Origin of the sequence: Alteromonas profundi (genome assembly GCF_010500865.1) — a bacterium.
GTDB lineage: Bacteria > Pseudomonadota > Gammaproteobacteria > Enterobacterales > Alteromonadaceae > Alteromonas > Alteromonas profundi.
In genome coordinates, this window is sequence record NZ_JAAAWN010000011.1 from 105,060 (window position 1) to 122,473 (window position 17,414).

At 45.9% G+C, this 17,414-nt stretch carries 14 protein-coding genes and 1 riboswitch; of the genes, 10 read left to right on the forward strand and 4 right to left on the reverse strand.

What is annotated here, in order from left to right; all coding sequences use genetic code 11:
* The first annotated feature begins 46 nt into the window (after positions 1-46).
* The 8 genes from GTH32_RS10075 (at position 47) to GTH32_RS10110 (ending at position 10,393) form a co-directional block, all read left to right on the forward strand.
* On the forward strand, positions 47-2,794 hold the full coding sequence (locus tag GTH32_RS10075) for a nitrate reductase (protein WP_246223216.1): 2,748 nt from the start codon (positions 47-49) through the stop codon (positions 2,792-2,794).
* A gap of 13 nt (positions 2,795-2,807) precedes the next feature.
* Complete coding sequence (gene cobA, locus GTH32_RS10080; RefSeq protein ID WP_163085332.1) at positions 2,808-3,743, forward strand: uroporphyrinogen-III C-methyltransferase; 936 nt, start codon at positions 2,808-2,810, stop codon at positions 3,741-3,743.
* Positions 3,727-4,722, forward strand: a complete 996-nt coding sequence (locus GTH32_RS10085; protein WP_163085333.1) for a glycosyl transferase family protein — start codon at positions 3,727-3,729, stop codon at positions 4,720-4,722. The genes cobA and GTH32_RS10085 overlap by 17 nt, the downstream gene beginning before the upstream one ends.
* Positions 4,723-5,206: 484 nt before the next feature.
* Complete coding sequence (locus tag GTH32_RS10090) at positions 5,207-6,514, forward strand: CmpA/NrtA family ABC transporter substrate-binding protein (RefSeq protein WP_246223223.1); 1,308 nt, start codon at positions 5,207-5,209, stop codon at positions 6,512-6,514.
* A 33-nt stretch (positions 6,515-6,547) separates the two neighbouring features.
* Positions 6,548-7,543: an ABC transporter permease gene (locus GTH32_RS10095; protein ID WP_163085337.1), complete on the forward strand. Its 996-nt coding sequence runs from the start codon at positions 6,548-6,550 to the stop codon at positions 7,541-7,543.
* A gap of 16 nt (positions 7,544-7,559) precedes the next feature.
* Positions 7,560-8,426, forward strand: coding sequence for an ABC transporter ATP-binding protein (locus GTH32_RS10100; RefSeq protein ID WP_163085339.1), 867 nt, complete (start codon positions 7,560-7,562; stop codon positions 8,424-8,426).
* A 146-nt stretch (positions 8,427-8,572) separates the two neighbouring features.
* A complete protein-coding gene (locus GTH32_RS10105; protein ID WP_163085340.1) occupies positions 8,573-9,793 on the forward strand; it encodes an alginate export family protein in 1,221 nt (406 codons plus the stop codon).
* A 9-nt stretch (positions 9,794-9,802) separates the two neighbouring features.
* On the forward strand, positions 9,803-10,393 hold the full coding sequence (locus tag GTH32_RS10110; protein WP_163085342.1) for a molybdenum cofactor guanylyltransferase: 591 nt from the start codon (positions 9,803-9,805) through the stop codon (positions 10,391-10,393).
* A 124-nt stretch (positions 10,394-10,517) separates the two neighbouring features.
* Here GTH32_RS10110 and GTH32_RS10115 read toward each other — a convergent pair whose 3' ends face one another.
* From GTH32_RS10115 to ccoG, 4 genes are all read right to left on the reverse strand, one after another.
* On the reverse strand, positions 10,518-11,150 hold the full coding sequence (locus tag GTH32_RS10115) for a thiol:disulfide interchange protein DsbA/DsbL (protein WP_163085344.1): 633 nt from the start codon (positions 11,148-11,150) through the stop codon (positions 10,518-10,520).
* A 228-nt stretch (positions 11,151-11,378) separates the two neighbouring features.
* A complete protein-coding gene (locus GTH32_RS10120; protein WP_163085346.1) occupies positions 11,379-13,313 on the reverse strand; it encodes a TonB-dependent receptor plug domain-containing protein in 1,935 nt (644 codons plus the stop codon).
* A 57-nt stretch (positions 13,314-13,370) separates the two neighbouring features.
* Positions 13,371-13,593: riboswitch (cobalamin riboswitch) on the reverse strand.
* A 110-nt stretch (positions 13,594-13,703) separates the two neighbouring features.
* On the reverse strand, positions 13,704-14,675 hold the full coding sequence (locus GTH32_RS10125; RefSeq protein ID WP_163085348.1) for a serine/threonine protein kinase: 972 nt from the start codon (positions 14,673-14,675) through the stop codon (positions 13,704-13,706).
* Entirely contained in the window at positions 14,672-16,102 is a 1,431-nt protein-coding gene (gene ccoG, locus GTH32_RS10130) for a cytochrome c oxidase accessory protein CcoG (protein ID WP_163085350.1), read from the reverse strand. Before ccoG ends, GTH32_RS10125 begins: the two co-directional genes overlap by 4 nt.
* 308 nt (positions 16,103-16,410) lie before the next feature.
* Between ccoG and GTH32_RS10135 the strand changes: the two genes are divergently transcribed.
* On the forward strand, positions 16,411-16,773 hold the full coding sequence (locus tag GTH32_RS10135; protein WP_163085352.1) for a hypothetical protein: 363 nt from the start codon (positions 16,411-16,413) through the stop codon (positions 16,771-16,773).
* A gap of 104 nt (positions 16,774-16,877) precedes the next feature.
* Positions 16,878-17,390: a DUF3016 domain-containing protein gene (locus GTH32_RS10140; RefSeq protein WP_163085354.1), complete on the forward strand. Its 513-nt coding sequence runs from the start codon at positions 16,878-16,880 to the stop codon at positions 17,388-17,390.
* Positions 17,391-17,414: the final 24 nt, after the last annotated feature.

Consider the following 17,414-nt stretch of genomic DNA (forward strand, 5'->3'; position numbering starts at 1 on the left):
GCTGCGTAGTACGTTTACCAGCTTGTTGAGAATAAATAGGATGAATATGACTACACCAACCCCAGAGCTAACTAGGCAACAAATGAGGCAATCTACCTGCCCCTATTGTGGTGTGGGATGTGGTGTAGATATCAGTTGCAACGTAACTGGGGGAGCCGTTTCCCTGGACAAGATTACCGGTACCCCAGAGCATCCCGCCAATCATGGTCGCCTGTGTGTGAAAGGAACGAACTTGCTAGAAACAAACGACCTTAAGGGACGTTTGCTTCACCCAACTGTAGCAGGTGAGAAGGTAGCGTGGGACACGGCTACTAACCTTATTGCCGACAAAATATCACAGACAATTGCACAGTTTGGTGCGGATGCCGTTGCTTTTTATGTCTCAGGCCAGTTGCTAACAGAAGACTATTATATCGCTAATAAATTAATGAAAGGATTTATTGGTAGCGCAAATATTGATACCAACTCGCGGTTATGTATGTCTTCTGCTGTTGCAGCTTACAAAAGAGCGTTCGGCGAAGATGTGGTTCCGTGTAATTACACCGACATAGAAACAACCGACCTATTAGTTTTAACCGGTAGTAATACAGCGTGGGCACACCCCGTACTTTTTCAGCGGATTGCGCGCGCTAAACAGCGAAATCCCACTATGAAAGTGGTGGTTATAGACCCTCGTAAAACTGAAACTTGTACCATCGCCGATTTACATTTACCGCTTAAAGGCGGTTCTGATGTGGCACTATTTAACGGCTTGCTACGTTATGCGCATAGCAACAAACAGATTAACTCAGCTCGAGTGGCCACCTACGCACAAGGCCTTGATGCCGCGATAGCCGCAGCGAAGCCTTGGGATTTATCTGCCGTGGCACAGTATTGTGATCTAGATATCGAAGATGTACGCACCTTTTTCACCTGGTTTAGTCAAGCCCCCAGTGCGGTTACTTTTTATTCCATGGGCGTTAATCAGTCTTCCCAAGGGGTAGATAAAGCCAATGCCATTATTAACTGTCATTTAGCTTTCGAACAAATAGGTAGGGTAGGGACAGGGCCTTTTTCAATTACAGGTCAGCCTAATGCCATGGGCGGGCGAGAAGTAGGCGGGCTGGCTAATATGTTGGTAGCCCACATGGATATTGAAAATGAGGCACACCGCACTCGTGTGAAAGAATTTTGGCAAGCCCCGAGTTTATGTGAGACCCAAGGGTTAAAAGCGGTGGATATGTTCGATGCGATGGCATTGGGTAAAATCAAGTTCGTGTGGATAATGGGCACCAACCCAGTGGTGAGTATGCCTCATCGTGAGCGCGTTGAGGCTGCACTACGTAAATGTGATACCGTGGTGGTCTCTGACATCGTTGCAACCAACGACACCTTGGCATTCGCTGATATAGCGCTCCCTGCCACCGGTTGGTCGGAAAAAGATGGAATGGTGACCAACTCAGAACGTCGGATGTCACGGCAGCGAGGGATATTACCACCGCCAGGCGAGGCCAAACACGACTGGCAAATTATGTGTGATGTAGCCAATAAATTGGGTTATCTTGACGCATTTAGTTATTCTCACCCAGGGCAAATCTTCGATGAGTTTGCACGTTTAACTGCCTGTGAAAATAAAAACGAACGATTACTAAATTTAGCGCCCCTAGTGGGGATGAGTCAGACTCAGTACGATAATTTTTCCCCATTGCAATGGCCTTTGAAAGAAGGCGATGATGGCACACTTCATAGTGTACGCCCTTTTTCCTCGCTGATCTTTCCAACCCCTAACGGTAAAGCACGTTGTATTGCCGTAACCCCAGCACAACCCACCCAGCGTACGTGTAAACAATACCCCTATGTACTTAATAGCGGACGCGCTCGAGATCAGTGGCATACCATGACACGCACTGGCAAAACCGCAAAGCTCCATGCGGCTATGCCTCATGCTACAGTAACTATTCACCCAGACGATGCGAAAGCGTTAGGAATTAAACAACATAGTTATGCGCAACTATCAAGCGCTGTCAGCAAAGAAGAGCCTTGTATTTTTCCTGTTAAACTGGATAAAGGTATCCGAAAGGGAGATTTGTTTGTACCGATCCACTGGTCTGCCACTTGGGGTTCGCACAGTAAATTAGCCAAACTGTATGCCTCGGCTACCGATGCCATTTCAGGCCAGCCAGAGTTAAAACACGCAGCAGTAAGCCTTGGGCCGAAGACATTTAATACCTACGGCATGGTATGTATGCGCGAAGAAGACGCCCCTCTTTTTAACCAAGATTGCGTTAGCTATTGGGCCAAAACGCAATTGGAAAATGGCGTGAAGTGGGCTATTGCATGTGAAGAATTACTCGCCGAAAGTATCTCAGCAATTGTAGCGAACATACCAAAACATTGGGTGCTTTATCAGCGAAAAGACACGCATAGCGCGCAATTTTTCTGTACTGATAAAGACCAGTTGTGCGCCTACTTCTCTGTTGGTGATAGCTGTATGAGCGAAACGCCGCACTGGCAGGTGCCTGATGCGTGGGTTGATAGCCTGTTAAACCAATCCTTATCCGCAGAGGATCAAAGCAACTTATTATACGGCAAGGTTGATGAATCTTTTACGCAAGGCCCGTTGGTCTGTAGTTGTTTCGAGGTAAGGGAAAAAACCATTCAAGCAGCTGTGCAGACGGGGTGTCATAGCCTTGACGCACTGGGCACAAAACTTAAATGTGGCACGAATTGCGGTTCTTGCAAACCACGGTTGACCGAAATTATAGATGACACCTTATCTGAACTGGCGTTACCCCTTGCGACGTCACTAGATTAGGGAGGAGAGAACTATGCATATATTACCAATACGATTTCAATTATTTGCTAAAGCTAACCTTGAGGGAATGCGCGCATATAAGTATTGCCGCGAAAATTGGGGGGAGAATTGGGCCAAAGTCGCCTCTTATGTAACTAACAAAAAAACGGGCGCTGACCAGGCAGATAGCAAGCAATCTTCTGGTAAGGTGTTTATCGTTGGGGCCGGGCCTGGCGATGCTGATTTACTTACGATGAAAGCGGTAAAAGTTATCCAACAAGCCGACATTGTATTGTTCGATGCGTTAGTAAGCAAAGAGGTATTAGATGTTATTCCTTCTCATGTGGCACGTGAATTTGTGGGTAAACGTTGCGGCAAACATAGTATGCGCCAGCAAGACATCTGTCAGAAAGTGGTAGACCTTGCAACAAGCGGATTAACAGTGGTTCGGTTAAAAGGCGGCGATCCTGCACTTTTCGCGCGTACCTGCGAAGAAACCGACGCCTTAAGTGTAGCCAATATTCCTTTTGCAATCGTACCAGGCATCACTGCCGCATCGGGTATGTCAGCTTACACCGGCATTCCGCTAACGGATAGACGTTGTTCTCAAGCAGTAAGCTTTATCACTGCCCATTTTAGCGACCCCGATACTTGGCCGGACATGCAGAGACTGTGCGCTGTTATGCAACAGCAAAGTGTGGTGGTATATATGGGGTTAAGTCGTCTCGCTCTATTATCTGAACGCCTTCAAGCTGCGGGCTTAAGTGCCAATTGGCCTGTAGCAGCAATTGAAAATGCCACATGCGAAGACCAACGGTTAATTACCGGTACATTGGCAAGCTTGCCAAATAAAGTAACGCAAGCAAACCTTGAAGGACCTACGTTACTTGTATTTGGAAAAGTGGTAGAGTCAAAGCAGAACGTATCATTATCTCTGCTTCAATCGAATAACCATGTCACAGCAATTTAGCGAATATATAAAGATAATAGGAAAAGGCCAAAAAGGCGGGCGCAGCTTAACCCGCGAAGAGGCTTACCATGCCATGAAGATGGTACTCGCACGGCAAGTTACCGGCGAGCAACGCGGTGCATTCTTAATGTTGCTTCGCACCCGTGAGGAGACGCCAGAAGAAGTTAGTGGCTTTGTCGATGCGTGTAGAGAACTAATAGCGCCAGAGTTGGCAACGCTAGCGCCTCAATTAGATATAGGCTGCTATGCAGGTAAGCGGCGTCAACTTCCTTGGTATTTACTCGCGGTCGCAGTACTCGCGCAAAAGGGCTACTCAATCATGCTTCATGGTGCCCATGAGCCTGGCTCGGGACGTTTGTATGCAAGTGCCGCACTACCTACCTTAGGGTTATCAGCTGCCAACGATATTAGCCAAGCAAAGCAACAGTTGGCGTCCTACGGCGCCACATACCTTGATTTATCCCATCTGCTTGAACCACTAGACGACTTAATTAAATTACGTGAGGTTTTTGGTTTACGCTCCTGCGCGAATACGCTTGCCCGTTTGCTTAACCCTACGTTGGCCAAATTTTGCGTACAAGGGGTGTATCATATGCACCTTGACCACAAACATTGTCGGGTTAATGAAGCCTATCCTACGTTTGATGCATTGTGTTTTCGCGGTGATGGCGGTGATCCCGAAGTTAACAGTGAACGGGATACTGAATTATTTATCACTCGAAATGGCCATACTCAAGAGGTTATATTACCTCCGCAAACAGATAAGTGGGCGATGAAAGATAAGCAAATGTGCTGTGAGGATATGCTCGCATTCTGGGGCGGCAGTCAACAGCATAACTATGCTTCGCAGTCTGTTATAGCGACATTGGCCAGTTATATCATTTTATTAGAAAATTGCTCTACTACAGAAGCCCTTACGTTGGCGAATACGTGGTGGCGCGAGAGAAACGCCACGCAATTACCTTTTCGCCCACAATAACCGTGTCAGTTAGCCCCTGCCTCTTTCAGGGGCAGGGGCTAAATTTCTTGCTACTTCGACCTCAAACAGTGCACTAGATGCACTTTTTTTGTTCAATTATATTGCCAGCACAGTAGTGTTTTTTTGAAAAAAGCTTATATGTCAATGTGTTGAATTTTTGGCACAAACACTGCTCTATACTTTATAGAATAAAAATAAAACGCTCTCCCTTATTCAGAGGTAGCGTAAAACGCTAAGGTTTTAAAGAGGTCACCCTCTTAACTTAATACAACAGTCGTTTGCACGTCATCGATAAATGGCGTAAGCGAACATGGCAACGAAGCCCACCAGCAAATAATGCTAATCCATTATTTGCTGGTGGGTTTTTTTTTGGCTTCGAGGAACGCATATGTCAATCACAAATAAAATAGCTCGGTTAAAAGCAGCACCCCGAAAGATTACACAGCTACTGGCCGTAGCATGGTTAGTCAGTACCTCTTTTAGTATGGCGCAAAGCGAGCCTACTGTGGGTTGGCCGGAAAAAGAAGAGCTTAAGTTCGGCTTTATAAAACTCACTGATATGGCCCCCTTAGCAATCGCCTATGAAAAGGGGTTTTTCGAAGATGAGGGGCTTTACGTTACCTTGGAAGCGCAGGCTAATTGGAAAGTACTCCTTGACCGGGTGATTGACGGGCAATTAGACGGGGCACATATGCTTGCAGGTCAGCCGCTTGGTGCCACCATAGGTTTTGGCACTGAGTCGCATGTAGTTACCGCGTTTAGTATGGATTTAAACGGAAACGGTATTACCGTTTCAAACGACGTGTGGGAAAAAATGCAAGCGCACATTCCTCACCAAGAAGGTAAACCTGTTCATCCTATTAAAGCCGATTATTTAAAGCCTGTAGTTGATGAATATCGTCAAGCCGGTAAGCCCTTTAAAATGGGCATGGTATTTCCCGTCTCTACCCACAATTACGAACTACGCTACTGGTTAGCCGCCGGGGGGATTCACCCTGGCTATTATGCGCCACATAAAGGCGACACTTCTGGGCAAATCGACGCCGACGCATTGCTGTCAGTAACCCCGCCACCACAGATGCCCGCCACGATGGAAGCAGGAACTATTCATGGCTACTGCGTGGGTGAACCATGGAACCAACAAGCAGTTTTCAAAGGCATTGGCGTACCTGTTATCACTGATTATGAAATATGGAAAAACAACCCAGAGAAGGTATTCGGGGTAAGCCAAGCTTGGGCTGAACAGTATCCTAGTACTCATATTCGTGTAGTAAAAGCGCTTATTCGCGCTGCCATGTGGCTAGATGAAAATAATAATGCGAATCGTCCTGAGGCAGTAAAAATTCTTGCTCGCAGCAACTATGTAGGCGCCGATGAAGAGGTGTTAGCTAACAGCATGACAGGAACATTTGAGTATGAAAAAGGCGATAAGCGTGATGTGCCAGACTTTAACGTGTTCTTTCGTTACAACGCAACATTCCCCTATTACAGCGATGCTATTTGGTATCTCACACAAATGCGCCGTTGGGGGCAAATCGCACAGCCAAAATCTGACGATTGGTATAAAGAAATTGCTCGTAAAGTGTATAAACCAGACGTATATGCAAAGGCTGCAAAAGCGCTTATTGCAGAGGGCAAAGCAAACCCCGAAGACTTCCCAGAATTTGATAGCGAAACCGGTTTTAAACCGCCTCAAAGCGAATTTATTGATGGCGTGACGTATGACGGCACTGCGCCAAATGCTTACTTAGAGCAATTTAACATTGGTCTTAAAAGCGACACAGTTCTTTAACCTACCAGCCATCTGGCTATAGACGGAGAAGTTATGAGTAAAATGACGAATATTCTTAGCATAGCGCCGGGTAATACCCCTGCAGAAGGTGTATTAGGTAGAATTTACCAACGTGCGCCTGTGCTTTTGCTGCCGCTTATTGGTCTATTAATGTTTCTTGCTTTGTGGAACGGCGTGGCGAAAAATATTGATACCTCGCTAGGTGAGTTTCCTGGCCCTGCCCATGTATGGGAGCAGGTGGGTGTATTGATAGACGAGCACGCGGTGCAGCGGGAGAAAGCCGAAGCGTTTTACGTTAGGCAAGACGAGCGCAATGCGGCACGGGTAGCACAAGACCCTAGCTATCAGCCTAAAGTGCGTGATTTTACCGGCGCCCCCACGTTTTTCGACCAGATATGGACCAGCCTTTACACCGTGATGGTAGGTTTTGTGATCGCATCGGTAATAGCGGTGCCCCTTGGCATACTGTGTGGTTTGAGTAAATCGGCGTACACCGCAATTAACCCCCTTATCCAACTATTTAAACCAGTGTCGCCGCTTGCCTGGTTGCCCCTTGTCACTATGGTGGTTAGCGCCCTTTACGTTAGTGATGACCCCGCTTTTTCAAAGTCATTTATTACCTCGGCCTTTACCGTCGCGTTGTGTTGTTTGTGGCCTACATTGATTAATACTGCAGTAGGTGTATCTAGCATAGATAGCGATTTAATAAACGTGAGTAAAGTGCTACGTCTTACGCCCTTATCCCATTTAACCAAAATTGTGCTGCCTTCCTCTATCCCTATGATTTTTACCGGCTTACGTTTGTCATTAGGCATAGGTTGGATGGTACTGATAGCCGCGGAAATGCTGGCGCAAAACCCTGGATTGGGCAAATTTGTATGGGACGAATTTCAAAACGGAAGTTCAGAATCGCTCGCTCGCATTATGGTGGCTGTGTTAACCATCGGTGCTATCGGGTTCATTTTAGACCGCGCAATGTTATCTTTTCAGCGCTTAGTTAGCTGGGACAAATCCAGCGTATTGCGTTAATTATCTGGAGGCAACTATGCAATCTAAACACTTAGAATTATCGCAAGTAGGCATTGACTTTCCTACCCCCAAAGGGCCATTTACCGCGCTTACCGATGTGAATTTAAAAATAGCCAAGGGCGAATTTGTATCTTTAATTGGGCACTCTGGATGCGGAAAATCAACGGTACTGAATATAGTCGCTGGGTTACATCAGGCAACCACTGGAGGGGTTATCTTAGATGGCGCTGAAGTGACAACTCCTGGTCCCGAACGGGCGGTGGTATTTCAAAACCATTCTTTGCTGCCGTGGTTAAGTGTCTATAAAAATGTGGAATTGGCAGTTAAGCATGCAATGCGCGGCCAATCCAAAGCACAAATGCGCGAATGGGTTATGCATAACCTAGAGCTTGTTCACATGACCCACGCACTGGATAAATTACCCAGTGAAATATCCGGGGGCATGAAGCAGCGTGTCGGTATTGCACGGGCGCTATCCATGCAGCCCAAAGTTTTGCTTATGGATGAACCCTTCGGGGCACTTGATGCCCTTACCCGGGCGCACCTGCAAGATGCGCTAATGGAAATTCATGCCAACCTTGGTAACACCGTCATTATGATTACCCACGATGTAGATGAGGCGGTGTTGCTATCAGACAGAATTGTGATGATGAATAACGGCCCGGCCGCCACGATTGGAGAAATACTTGAGGTAGATTTACCTCGCCCAAGAGAGCGCTTAGCCTTAGCTGATAGCCCGGCGTATAACCATTATCGCCATGAAGTACTGACCTTCTTATACGATAAGCAAAAAAAGATAGAACCTGTTTCGCAACATCGCAAAGCGGGGAGCACAAAGGTGAAATCTGACAATAAAGCATCAAAAAGCTCAGATGCCGCCTAAGCGGTTCGCCGCTACCTAATTAAAAAGACGAAGTAAGCAGGCAAACATCTTGGCTTTTTAGCCGAGAGGGGCGCCCTTTACCGTTTTATTACTAATTGCATGCGCGCATAACGTCACGCGATACACTCTAAAAAAGGGAACGCACAATGAAAACTCAACAACAGGTTGCACTTACATTAATTGCTACAGCGGTTATAGCCGCCCTTAGTAGCCAAGCGAGTGCTGAAGATTGGCACGAGGCACTTAGCGAATCTAAGGCATGGGCCGATTTAAATTTGCGCTATGAGAATGTGGACCAAGATAACACGCTTGACGATGCCAGCGCTTTGACGTTGCGAACCCGTCTGGGTTTTCAAACAGGCACCCTAAACGGTTTTTCATTTACCGGTGAAGTGGAAGACAGCCGTATTGTGATGGGGCAAGGAGATTACACAGTAGGCCCTACCGGCTACAACGTGGGTGAGTACTCGGTCATTGCCGATCCTGAAACTACTGAGGTGGATCAGGCATTTGTTCAGTACAAACAAGATAGTTTAACCCTAAAAGCGGGGCGACAGGTTATTGCTTTAGACAACCATCGATTTATAGGCCATGTGGGCTGGCGCCAAGACCGCCAAACATTTGATGGAGTAAGTGCAAAGTATGTTATCAATGACAATATCGATGTTTTTTATGCGTATCTTACGCAGCGCAACCGTATTTTCGCGGAAGCGGCGGATATTGACAGTAAAGACCACCTAATAAACGCCAATTTCACCACACAAATGGGTAAATTTACCGGCTATGCCTATTTGCTTGAGGTAGATAGTGAAACCGCAAATAGCCTAGATACTTATGGTATACGCTATAGTGGCAAATACAGTAGTGAATCGGTGGCGTGGCAGTACGGTGGTGAATTTGCCACTCAGTCTAGCAGTACGGGAGGTGGTGAAGGTGCATCAGACTTCGACGCTAACTATCTTAACGGCTTTTTAGCTGCCACTGTGTCTGGGGTGACCGCAAAAATTAACTACGAGATGCTAGGAAGCGATAATGGCATGTATGGGTTTTCAACGCCCTTAGCCACGCTGCATAAGTTTAACGGATGGACCGATCAGTTTTTAGCCACGCCAGCCCAAGGGTTGGTGGACACGACCTTTTCACTTAATGGAAGTGGACTTGGCGGCAAGTGGTTACTTGCCTATCACAACTTCAGCGCCGATGAGTCTACTGAGGGCGTAGATGACTTAGGGAGTGAGGTAGATATTCAGTATACCACTACCCTAATGGAAAAAGTGAAGGTAGGTGTGAAGTATGGACGCTATATGGCAGATGATATTAACGTAGACGCAGATAAATTTTGGTTGTGGGTAGGTACGCGTTTTTAGGCGATTGTAATGGCAACTCATTCTGCTTACTTTGAACATGTTCATGCATTTTTGCTATGCGGTGGCCAGTCTCGCCGCATGGGCAAAGATAAGGCGACGTTGAGCTATCAGGGGGATACGTTTGAGCAAAGAGTTAAGCGTATGGCCTTGCAAAGTGGCGTGAAGGATATTTTTACTGTGGGCGGTAAGGGGCGAGATATTGTTGATGAAAAGCCCTTCCACGGCCCCGCCGCAGCGGCAATTTCAGCGTTAACCAAAGGGTGTACTACCGCCCAGTTGAAACAGTTTGAGATACTACTATTACTGCCGGTAGATATGCCGCTTTTAAGTAATAAGGTGTTAAGACGATTGATTGAATGTAGCATCAAAGGCCAACAAAGTTACTTTTTTAATTACGATTGGTTTCCTTTGGCTATATATCAGCCCTTTCGTTATTACGACAGCTTGAACCGCTTGCTTGCCGCTTCGCCTATGCCATCTATGAAAGCATTGGCACGTGTATGTGAAGCGCAAAGTATTTCGTTGCCCACATCGCTTCATCATCAGCTAATTAATGTAAATACTCCGTTAGAGTTCGCGCGTTTGGCAAAGGTGTCGTAGTAAGGCATGCGTAAGCGCAAAAGCGAGGCGTATACAATAGCAAAGTAGTGCAAGGAAGGTTAGAAACACAAAAAAGGCCGATACACTCAGTGTGTCGGCCTTTTTAATTAGAATTTAGAAGTGACTATTTTTGCGTAGATAGCCAAACAATAAGGTCAGAAATGTCCTCTAAAGACATATCTGCTGTAAAAGTGGGTTGATACTTGCCATTAATAATAAAGCTAGGCACGCCTTTGATATAGCCTCTATTTTTATCAATAAGCTTTTGGTTTTTACGGAGCATGCTATTAACCCCAAAGCTATTTGCAAGCTTATCGAACTCAGCACCATCCACACCGTTTACGACAAAGATATTGCGAAGATCTTTAAGGTTAGTAATCGATGCGCGCTGCTTATGAATGTAATTGAAGATGGCAGTATTCATTGCCTCTTCTTGCTTCATTGCACGCGCGATAACCATCGCTTTTGTGGCAGCATCTTGAACTTCTGGGCCAGTGAAGTTCATAAAGTTAACGTGTACTTTTGTGAACGTGGTGTTGTCGCCCATTTTGGCTTTAATATCTTTTACAATCGGTTCAAACTGAAAACAGTGGGGACACCAGAAAGAGAAAAACTCGGTAATTACCGGCTTATCTGTGGCTTCTTCGTCAAGCACTCTGTAATGCGTGCCTTCTTTCCATTTTGTATTTGCTTCTTGAGCGCACGCCGTTAAGGGCAGAAGTAACGCCATTACAAACAGTACTGCAAACTTTTTCATCGAGTAAGTCCTTCGCTAAGTTATTACATTTCCACGAAGCAGATTACCACAGGGTTTAGTAAGGCACTAGTTTCCGCGACCAATCAAAGATTTTATGCAACGAAAGGATTATAGGGGGATAAAAAATCACAGCATAAAGTAACACGCCCTCGATATGAGGGCGTGTTTGGTCAGACGTTAGAAGTATCTCGCGCCGCTGGAAAGCGCGAAATGCATCTAGTCGTTGAATTACTGAAAGTGATAACTGGCAGTTAGCATGGCGCGTTGTTCTTGCCCTGCAAAGCCCACAATATCCTCATACTCGGTATCAAACACATTGTTTACTTTCAAAGATAGTTGCCACAACTCAGACACTTTATATCCAATATTTACACTACCAAGAGTATAGGCTGAAAGCGCAATAGTTTGCGAAAGCGCAGGGTAGGGCGGATAGAAAGTGTCAAAGTGTGTTCCCGTATAGGCGAGTTTTGCGTAAACACTAAAGCGCTCGGTTCCTAAGTTAGAGTACAGGCTAAGCGAGCCTTGATGACGGGGGCGACGAAGTTCAGTAGTTTCAACCCCGAATGAGGTTTGGTCGGCATCAAGGTAACTATAGCCGGCCGATAACGTCGCCCATTGCGTATCCCACTTCGCCTCAATATCTACACCATTACGGTTACTCTCACTGTCAACGTTCGCAGCGGTAAATATTTGCTGTTCGGCTAAATAAACAGAGCCGTTTATTTCGTCCTCAAGCTGTGCAGAGTAAGCACTAACTTGCAAGCTCGCATCCTGCCAACGCGCTTTAACCCCAATCTCCCACTCTTCACTTTGTTCAGGAAGTAAGTCTGGATTGCCTACAAAAGTAGAAGGGAAATAACCATAAAGCTCGGTAAACGTTGGGGCTTTCACTGCCTTACCAACGCTACTAAAGAGCGCATAATGGCGATTTAGCTGCCACGTTAGGCCGGCGCGATAAGTAAATGCGTTGTCGAATTCGCTATTGTCATCATAGCGCGCGCTTAACGTAGTAAATAGGCTTTCGGTTAAGTCGCCGTTTGCTTCTACAAACACGCTGGTGGTGGTGTCGTGTCGTCTTTGATTTGGATCGCCATACACAACAAGCCCCCGCTGTTCATAGAAACGCTGAAGGTATTCCCCCCCAGCAGCAAGTTGCCAATTCGTAGTGCGATAAAAGGAGGTATGGTTAATATCAATACGTTCGCCTGTAGAACCTGTTGTAAAGGCGCCATCGGTACTATTGTCGATATCATCCTGATGATAATTAAGGGTAGTTTTCGCCTTATAGGCGGAATCATTGTCATCATAGCTCCACCCGAATTGGGCGGTAACTTGGTCTGCATCAGTGATATTGTCGCCGTCAACAGGTAAACCCGTGGTAACGAAGTCAATAGGGTCGTATTCGTTCTGGTAACCGGTATTGCGAAGGGTGGCACTTATTCGATGGCTGTTATTTATGTTATACCCTAGGTTTAGCCCCACGGTCATATTGTCATAGCCATCGTCTTCGTTGCCTAACCGAGAGATATTATCACCCTCTGTTTTTAAATAATTGGCATAGGCACGAAGTGAAAAATCGTCTGCTTGAGTAGCAATATTTACGCTGCCTTGGTAGCTCCCTTGCGTACCTATACCTGCCGAAATATCTGCGCTAGGGGTTTGCTCTGCATTGTTGGCCCCTTTTGTAGTAATACTTAACACGCCACCAATGGCACCACTCCCCCACATCGCACTTTGCGGGCCTTTTAATAGCTCAATACGTTCAATATTGGCAATAGTGAGGTGAGATAAGTCGATAACACTACTTTGGCCAATATCGTTGACAACGACGCCATCAATTAAAACCAGTAAATGGTTACTTTCGCTACCGCGCACGCGAACTTCACTGAGTCCGCCTGGGCTACCAGATTGCGCGAGACTTACACCCGGCAACCCTCTAAGCAAGTCTGTTAGTTGAAAGGCGCCGGACGCCGCGATATCTTGCTCGGTTAATACCGAAACCGAAGCGGGAAGTTTAGTAAGGCTTACCGGTAAACGGGTGCCTGTAATGGTAAGGGTTTCTATATCTTCTGGCGCCGAGCTCTTTGCAACTGCTGATGCGCTAAGCAGGGAAAAAACTGTGGTAGCAACGGCTGTTAGTGTGGTTTTTGTGTGTAAAGTCATGAGCGTTCTCGTTATGCGCTCCGCCCGAGCACATGCGTTAATAATTTAGCAGATTTGCTCTGCCGTGAAGCTTGGGCCGGTATCCGGGCTCACTCGCCAAATTATGGCTCTTTACCTTCCCATCTTGATGTTTTGACGACATAAAGACAGTGGTGTATAGAAGAAAATACGATGTGTATTGAGTTTACCGTTGCGGGGGCAGCATCAGCTTTTTACTGATTTCCCGTTTAACCCTTTATTTATTGCGTTACAAAAGGGCACCTAAGCGGGCGGGAGTATAGCTAAGTGATTGAAAAAAAGCGATGGTTGAAAGGCGGTGAGACCACGTACTTGAGATACTCAAACGGGGGAGGAGGGGAAAAAAGCCCCTCCCTTGCCCCCGCCTTGCGATTAATAACCTAGCTTTAAGGGCGCTTCTTGCATAGCTGATAATTGTTCTTTCAGGGCTAGAATTTGTCCTTCCCAATATTTATCTTCGGCAAACCAAGGGAATGCGCGGGGAAAGGCGGGGTCTTCCCAGCGTCTTGACAACCATGCCATGTAGTGCACCATTCGCATGGCCCGTAAGGGTTCGATTAACGCTAGTTCGCTGTTATCGAAGGGCTGAAATTCTTCGTAGGCTTCAATGAGAGTATCAAGTTGAATAAGCTGCTGCTGTCTATCGCCACTTAGCATCATCCATAAATCTTGAATAGCTGGGCCCATTCGACAGTCATCTAAATCGACAAACGTGGGGCCGTCGCGCCACAAAATATTGCCCGGGTGGCAATCGCCATGAAGGCGAATAGCCTTGCTTGTAACATAGCCTTTCGTGGCCTTCTCTATTACCGGGTTTAAGATAGCAAAAAACGCGGTTTTTAAATGTTCGGGTAACAAGGTACTTGTTTCTAAGACTTCACGGGGTTCTTGTAAGTAACTTTGAATATCTATGTCAGGACGATTTTCAAAAGGTTTTGCCTGCGCCACACGGTGAATACGGCCAATAAAGCGCCCCATCCACTCTAGCTGATCCAGATTATCGTTTTCAAATTGCCGCCCGCCTACTGAGGGGAAGACGGTATAGCGATAGTCACCATGGTGATGAAGGGTACTGTCATTAAGCGACAGCGGCGCGACTACGGGTATTTCACTCTCGGCCAATTCTTGCGCAAAGGCATGTTCTTCTAGAATTTGCGCATCAGTCCAGCGGCCTGGTCGATAAAATTTTGCTACGTAGCGCCGATTATCTTCCGCCTGAAACTGATAAACGCGGTTCTCATAACTGTTTAGGGCAAGAAGGCCGCTTTGTAAAAAAATGCCCTGGTTCTCCAGGGCATCTAAAATGGTATCTGGGTTTAGCCCAGAAAAGGAAAAGTCTGTCATCGATATATAAATTTCGTTGGCTCGTTCACCGTAACAGTTTCATCGCCATCGAGAGACGTTACCGTAAACTGAATTTCTGTTACCACATCTTCCAGATTATACGGGTCGGTTGCAACTGAAATCGGCGTGCTATACACCTCGCCCCCTGCTACCGTCACTTGGTTATCGCCAATAAAGCGATAATCAGGTAACCCTTTTACGTTTATGGCATAGGTTTGGGTTTGCTGTGACTTGTTGAGAACCTTGATGGTATAGACATTCTCAATAAGCCCATCATTGGTTTCACGATACAGCGAATTTCTATCTCGGATAATATCCACTTCTAGTGGAATGCGCGTGACAATATCGGCCACCAGTAGACCTACCATTACCATTAATACCACAAAGTAACCAACTAATTTCGGTCGTACTATGTGGGTAGTCCCCCCAGAAAGCCGTTCTTCAGAGGTGAAGCTGATAAGCCCTTTAGGGTAGCCCATTTTATCCATTACGCCGTTGCAGGCATCTACACAAGCCCCGCAATTAATACATTCATACTGAAGACCATTTCGAATATCAATGCCGGTAGGGCATACCTGAACACATAAGTTACAGTCTATACAGTCGCCAAGGCCTTTCTCCTTCACGTCTTCATAGCTTAGCTTGCGAGGGCGCGGACCGCGCTGTTCGCCGCGATTTGGGTTGTAGGCTACCGTAAAGGTATCTTTGTCGAACATGGCGGATTGAAAACGCGCGTAAGGACAGATATGCGTACACATGATTTCACGCATATAGCCCGCGTTAGCATATGTACAAACGGCAAAGAAAATTACCGAGAAACCGGCCCAAAAGCTGGTGTTAAAAGTAAAGAACTCGATAAATAGTTCACCAATAGGGGTGAAGTAACCAACAAAGGTTAACGCCGTGAGTAACGCAACTAACACCCATGCTGTATGCTTTAGCGTTTTACGGATAAATTTGTCGGTATCCATTTTTCGCGAATCTAACTTAATACGCTTATTTCGTGGCCCCTCAATTTTTTCTTCAAACCACGTATAAATGTATACCCAAGTTGTTTGGGGGCACATAAAGCCGCACCATACACGACCGGCAAACGTTGTCACAAAAAACAACGCAAAGGCAGAAACAATAAAAATGTAGGCAAGAAGCGTTAGGTCTTGAGGCCATAACGTTAAACCAAAAATACTGAAGCGTTGCTCGCCAATGTCGAGTAACACTGCTTGGTTACCGTTATATTGTAGCCATGGTATAACAGCAAAAAGCCCGAGAAAAATTAAACCGAAAAAACGACGAAAGGTTTCTAACGGCCCTTGCACCGCGCGCACATAAATACGACTACGAGAGTCGTGGCGCTTCCCTTCTTGTTCTGATGAAGGCTTGTGAACTTTTACCGGTGTAACGTTTTTAACTGGGATCTGTTCGTTCATGAATAAACCTTAGCCGACTACCTGCTGCTGCGAGCGGGCATTATAACAGCGAATAGACACACTGTTTTAATGTAGATCAATGATACCAGCTATGATCGCTCTTTATTTTGTTTCAGTCAATACTGAAAGTTCAGAAAACTAAGTGCATAGTTAAATTTTGGGGTATAGCTGACACAGGAAATGACGCTAAAGGTGTTATATATGGCGAGATTTTATACATTGCTTATACATGGGTATCGTTAATGGATCGTTACTTCGGTTAAATCTTGGCTAAAATAGCAGTTTTCAAGGCTAATTGAGGGGACCGAGTGCGACGTTTATTTGTTGTTTTTATTGAAATAGCATTACTTGTTTTGGTATTGCGCTCACCGTTTGCCCAATACCTATTAGCAGACATCCAAGGCCAGCTGTCCGACTGGATGCTTAAAATAGAGACGTTGCCGCATCAGCAAAAGTTAGCAAAGGTACGTGAAAACGTGCTGCATGATATACCCACGCTTAAGCCTTACCAGAGACATTATTTGAGACAAGTGACGGCCAATAAACAAAGTTTCGAACACTTTTATCGTACTTACTGTATGAAAAATGAGATAAATCCGAACTTTGTCGGCAGTGATAGGGTCATAATTTGTACAAACGCGAAGCAAAGCGAGCTGTTAACGCAAAGGTAATTATTGTTCATCCGTTATTCAGCTTACTGTGCTAAATTAACAGAGTGTTCATCGTTTTGTGGGGCAAGATTATGTCAGTGGTTAAACGAAACAGATCTAAAAGTATGGGTGTACTCAGCGTTTTAGCGACGTTGCCGCTTGTACCCGCTGCCCAAGCGGCAAAGGTAGAAGTAGAGTGGGTAGAGCCTACTAAGTTCACCGATGTTATGCCAAGTAACGATTCACGAAAGCGCTTTCGTGAACAAACTCTCGAGCAGCTAACCAGGTTTTTAGTAGAGCTTGGAGAGCAACTTCCCGAAACCCAAACCTTATCATTTAAAGTAACAAACCTAGATTTAGCAGGCCAGGTATGGCCAAGAAGCTTTGTGGGTTTTGGAAATAGTGGGGGAGATATTAGGGTTATACGCCAGATTGATATTCCCCGGATGACATTTAGCTATACATTAACCGAGCAAGGTAGGGTTATTTCTGAGCAAAAAGAAGTGAAGCTAAAAGACATGGCGTTTATGCAGTCGGCACCAAGAAGAGCGCTTCGGGAGCCGCTGGTGTATGAGAAAGCTATGCTTGAAGAATGGTTTGATGAAACATTTGCCAACGCATACGCGAAGCACCCGTAGTTTCAACTTTTGTTAAAATAATGC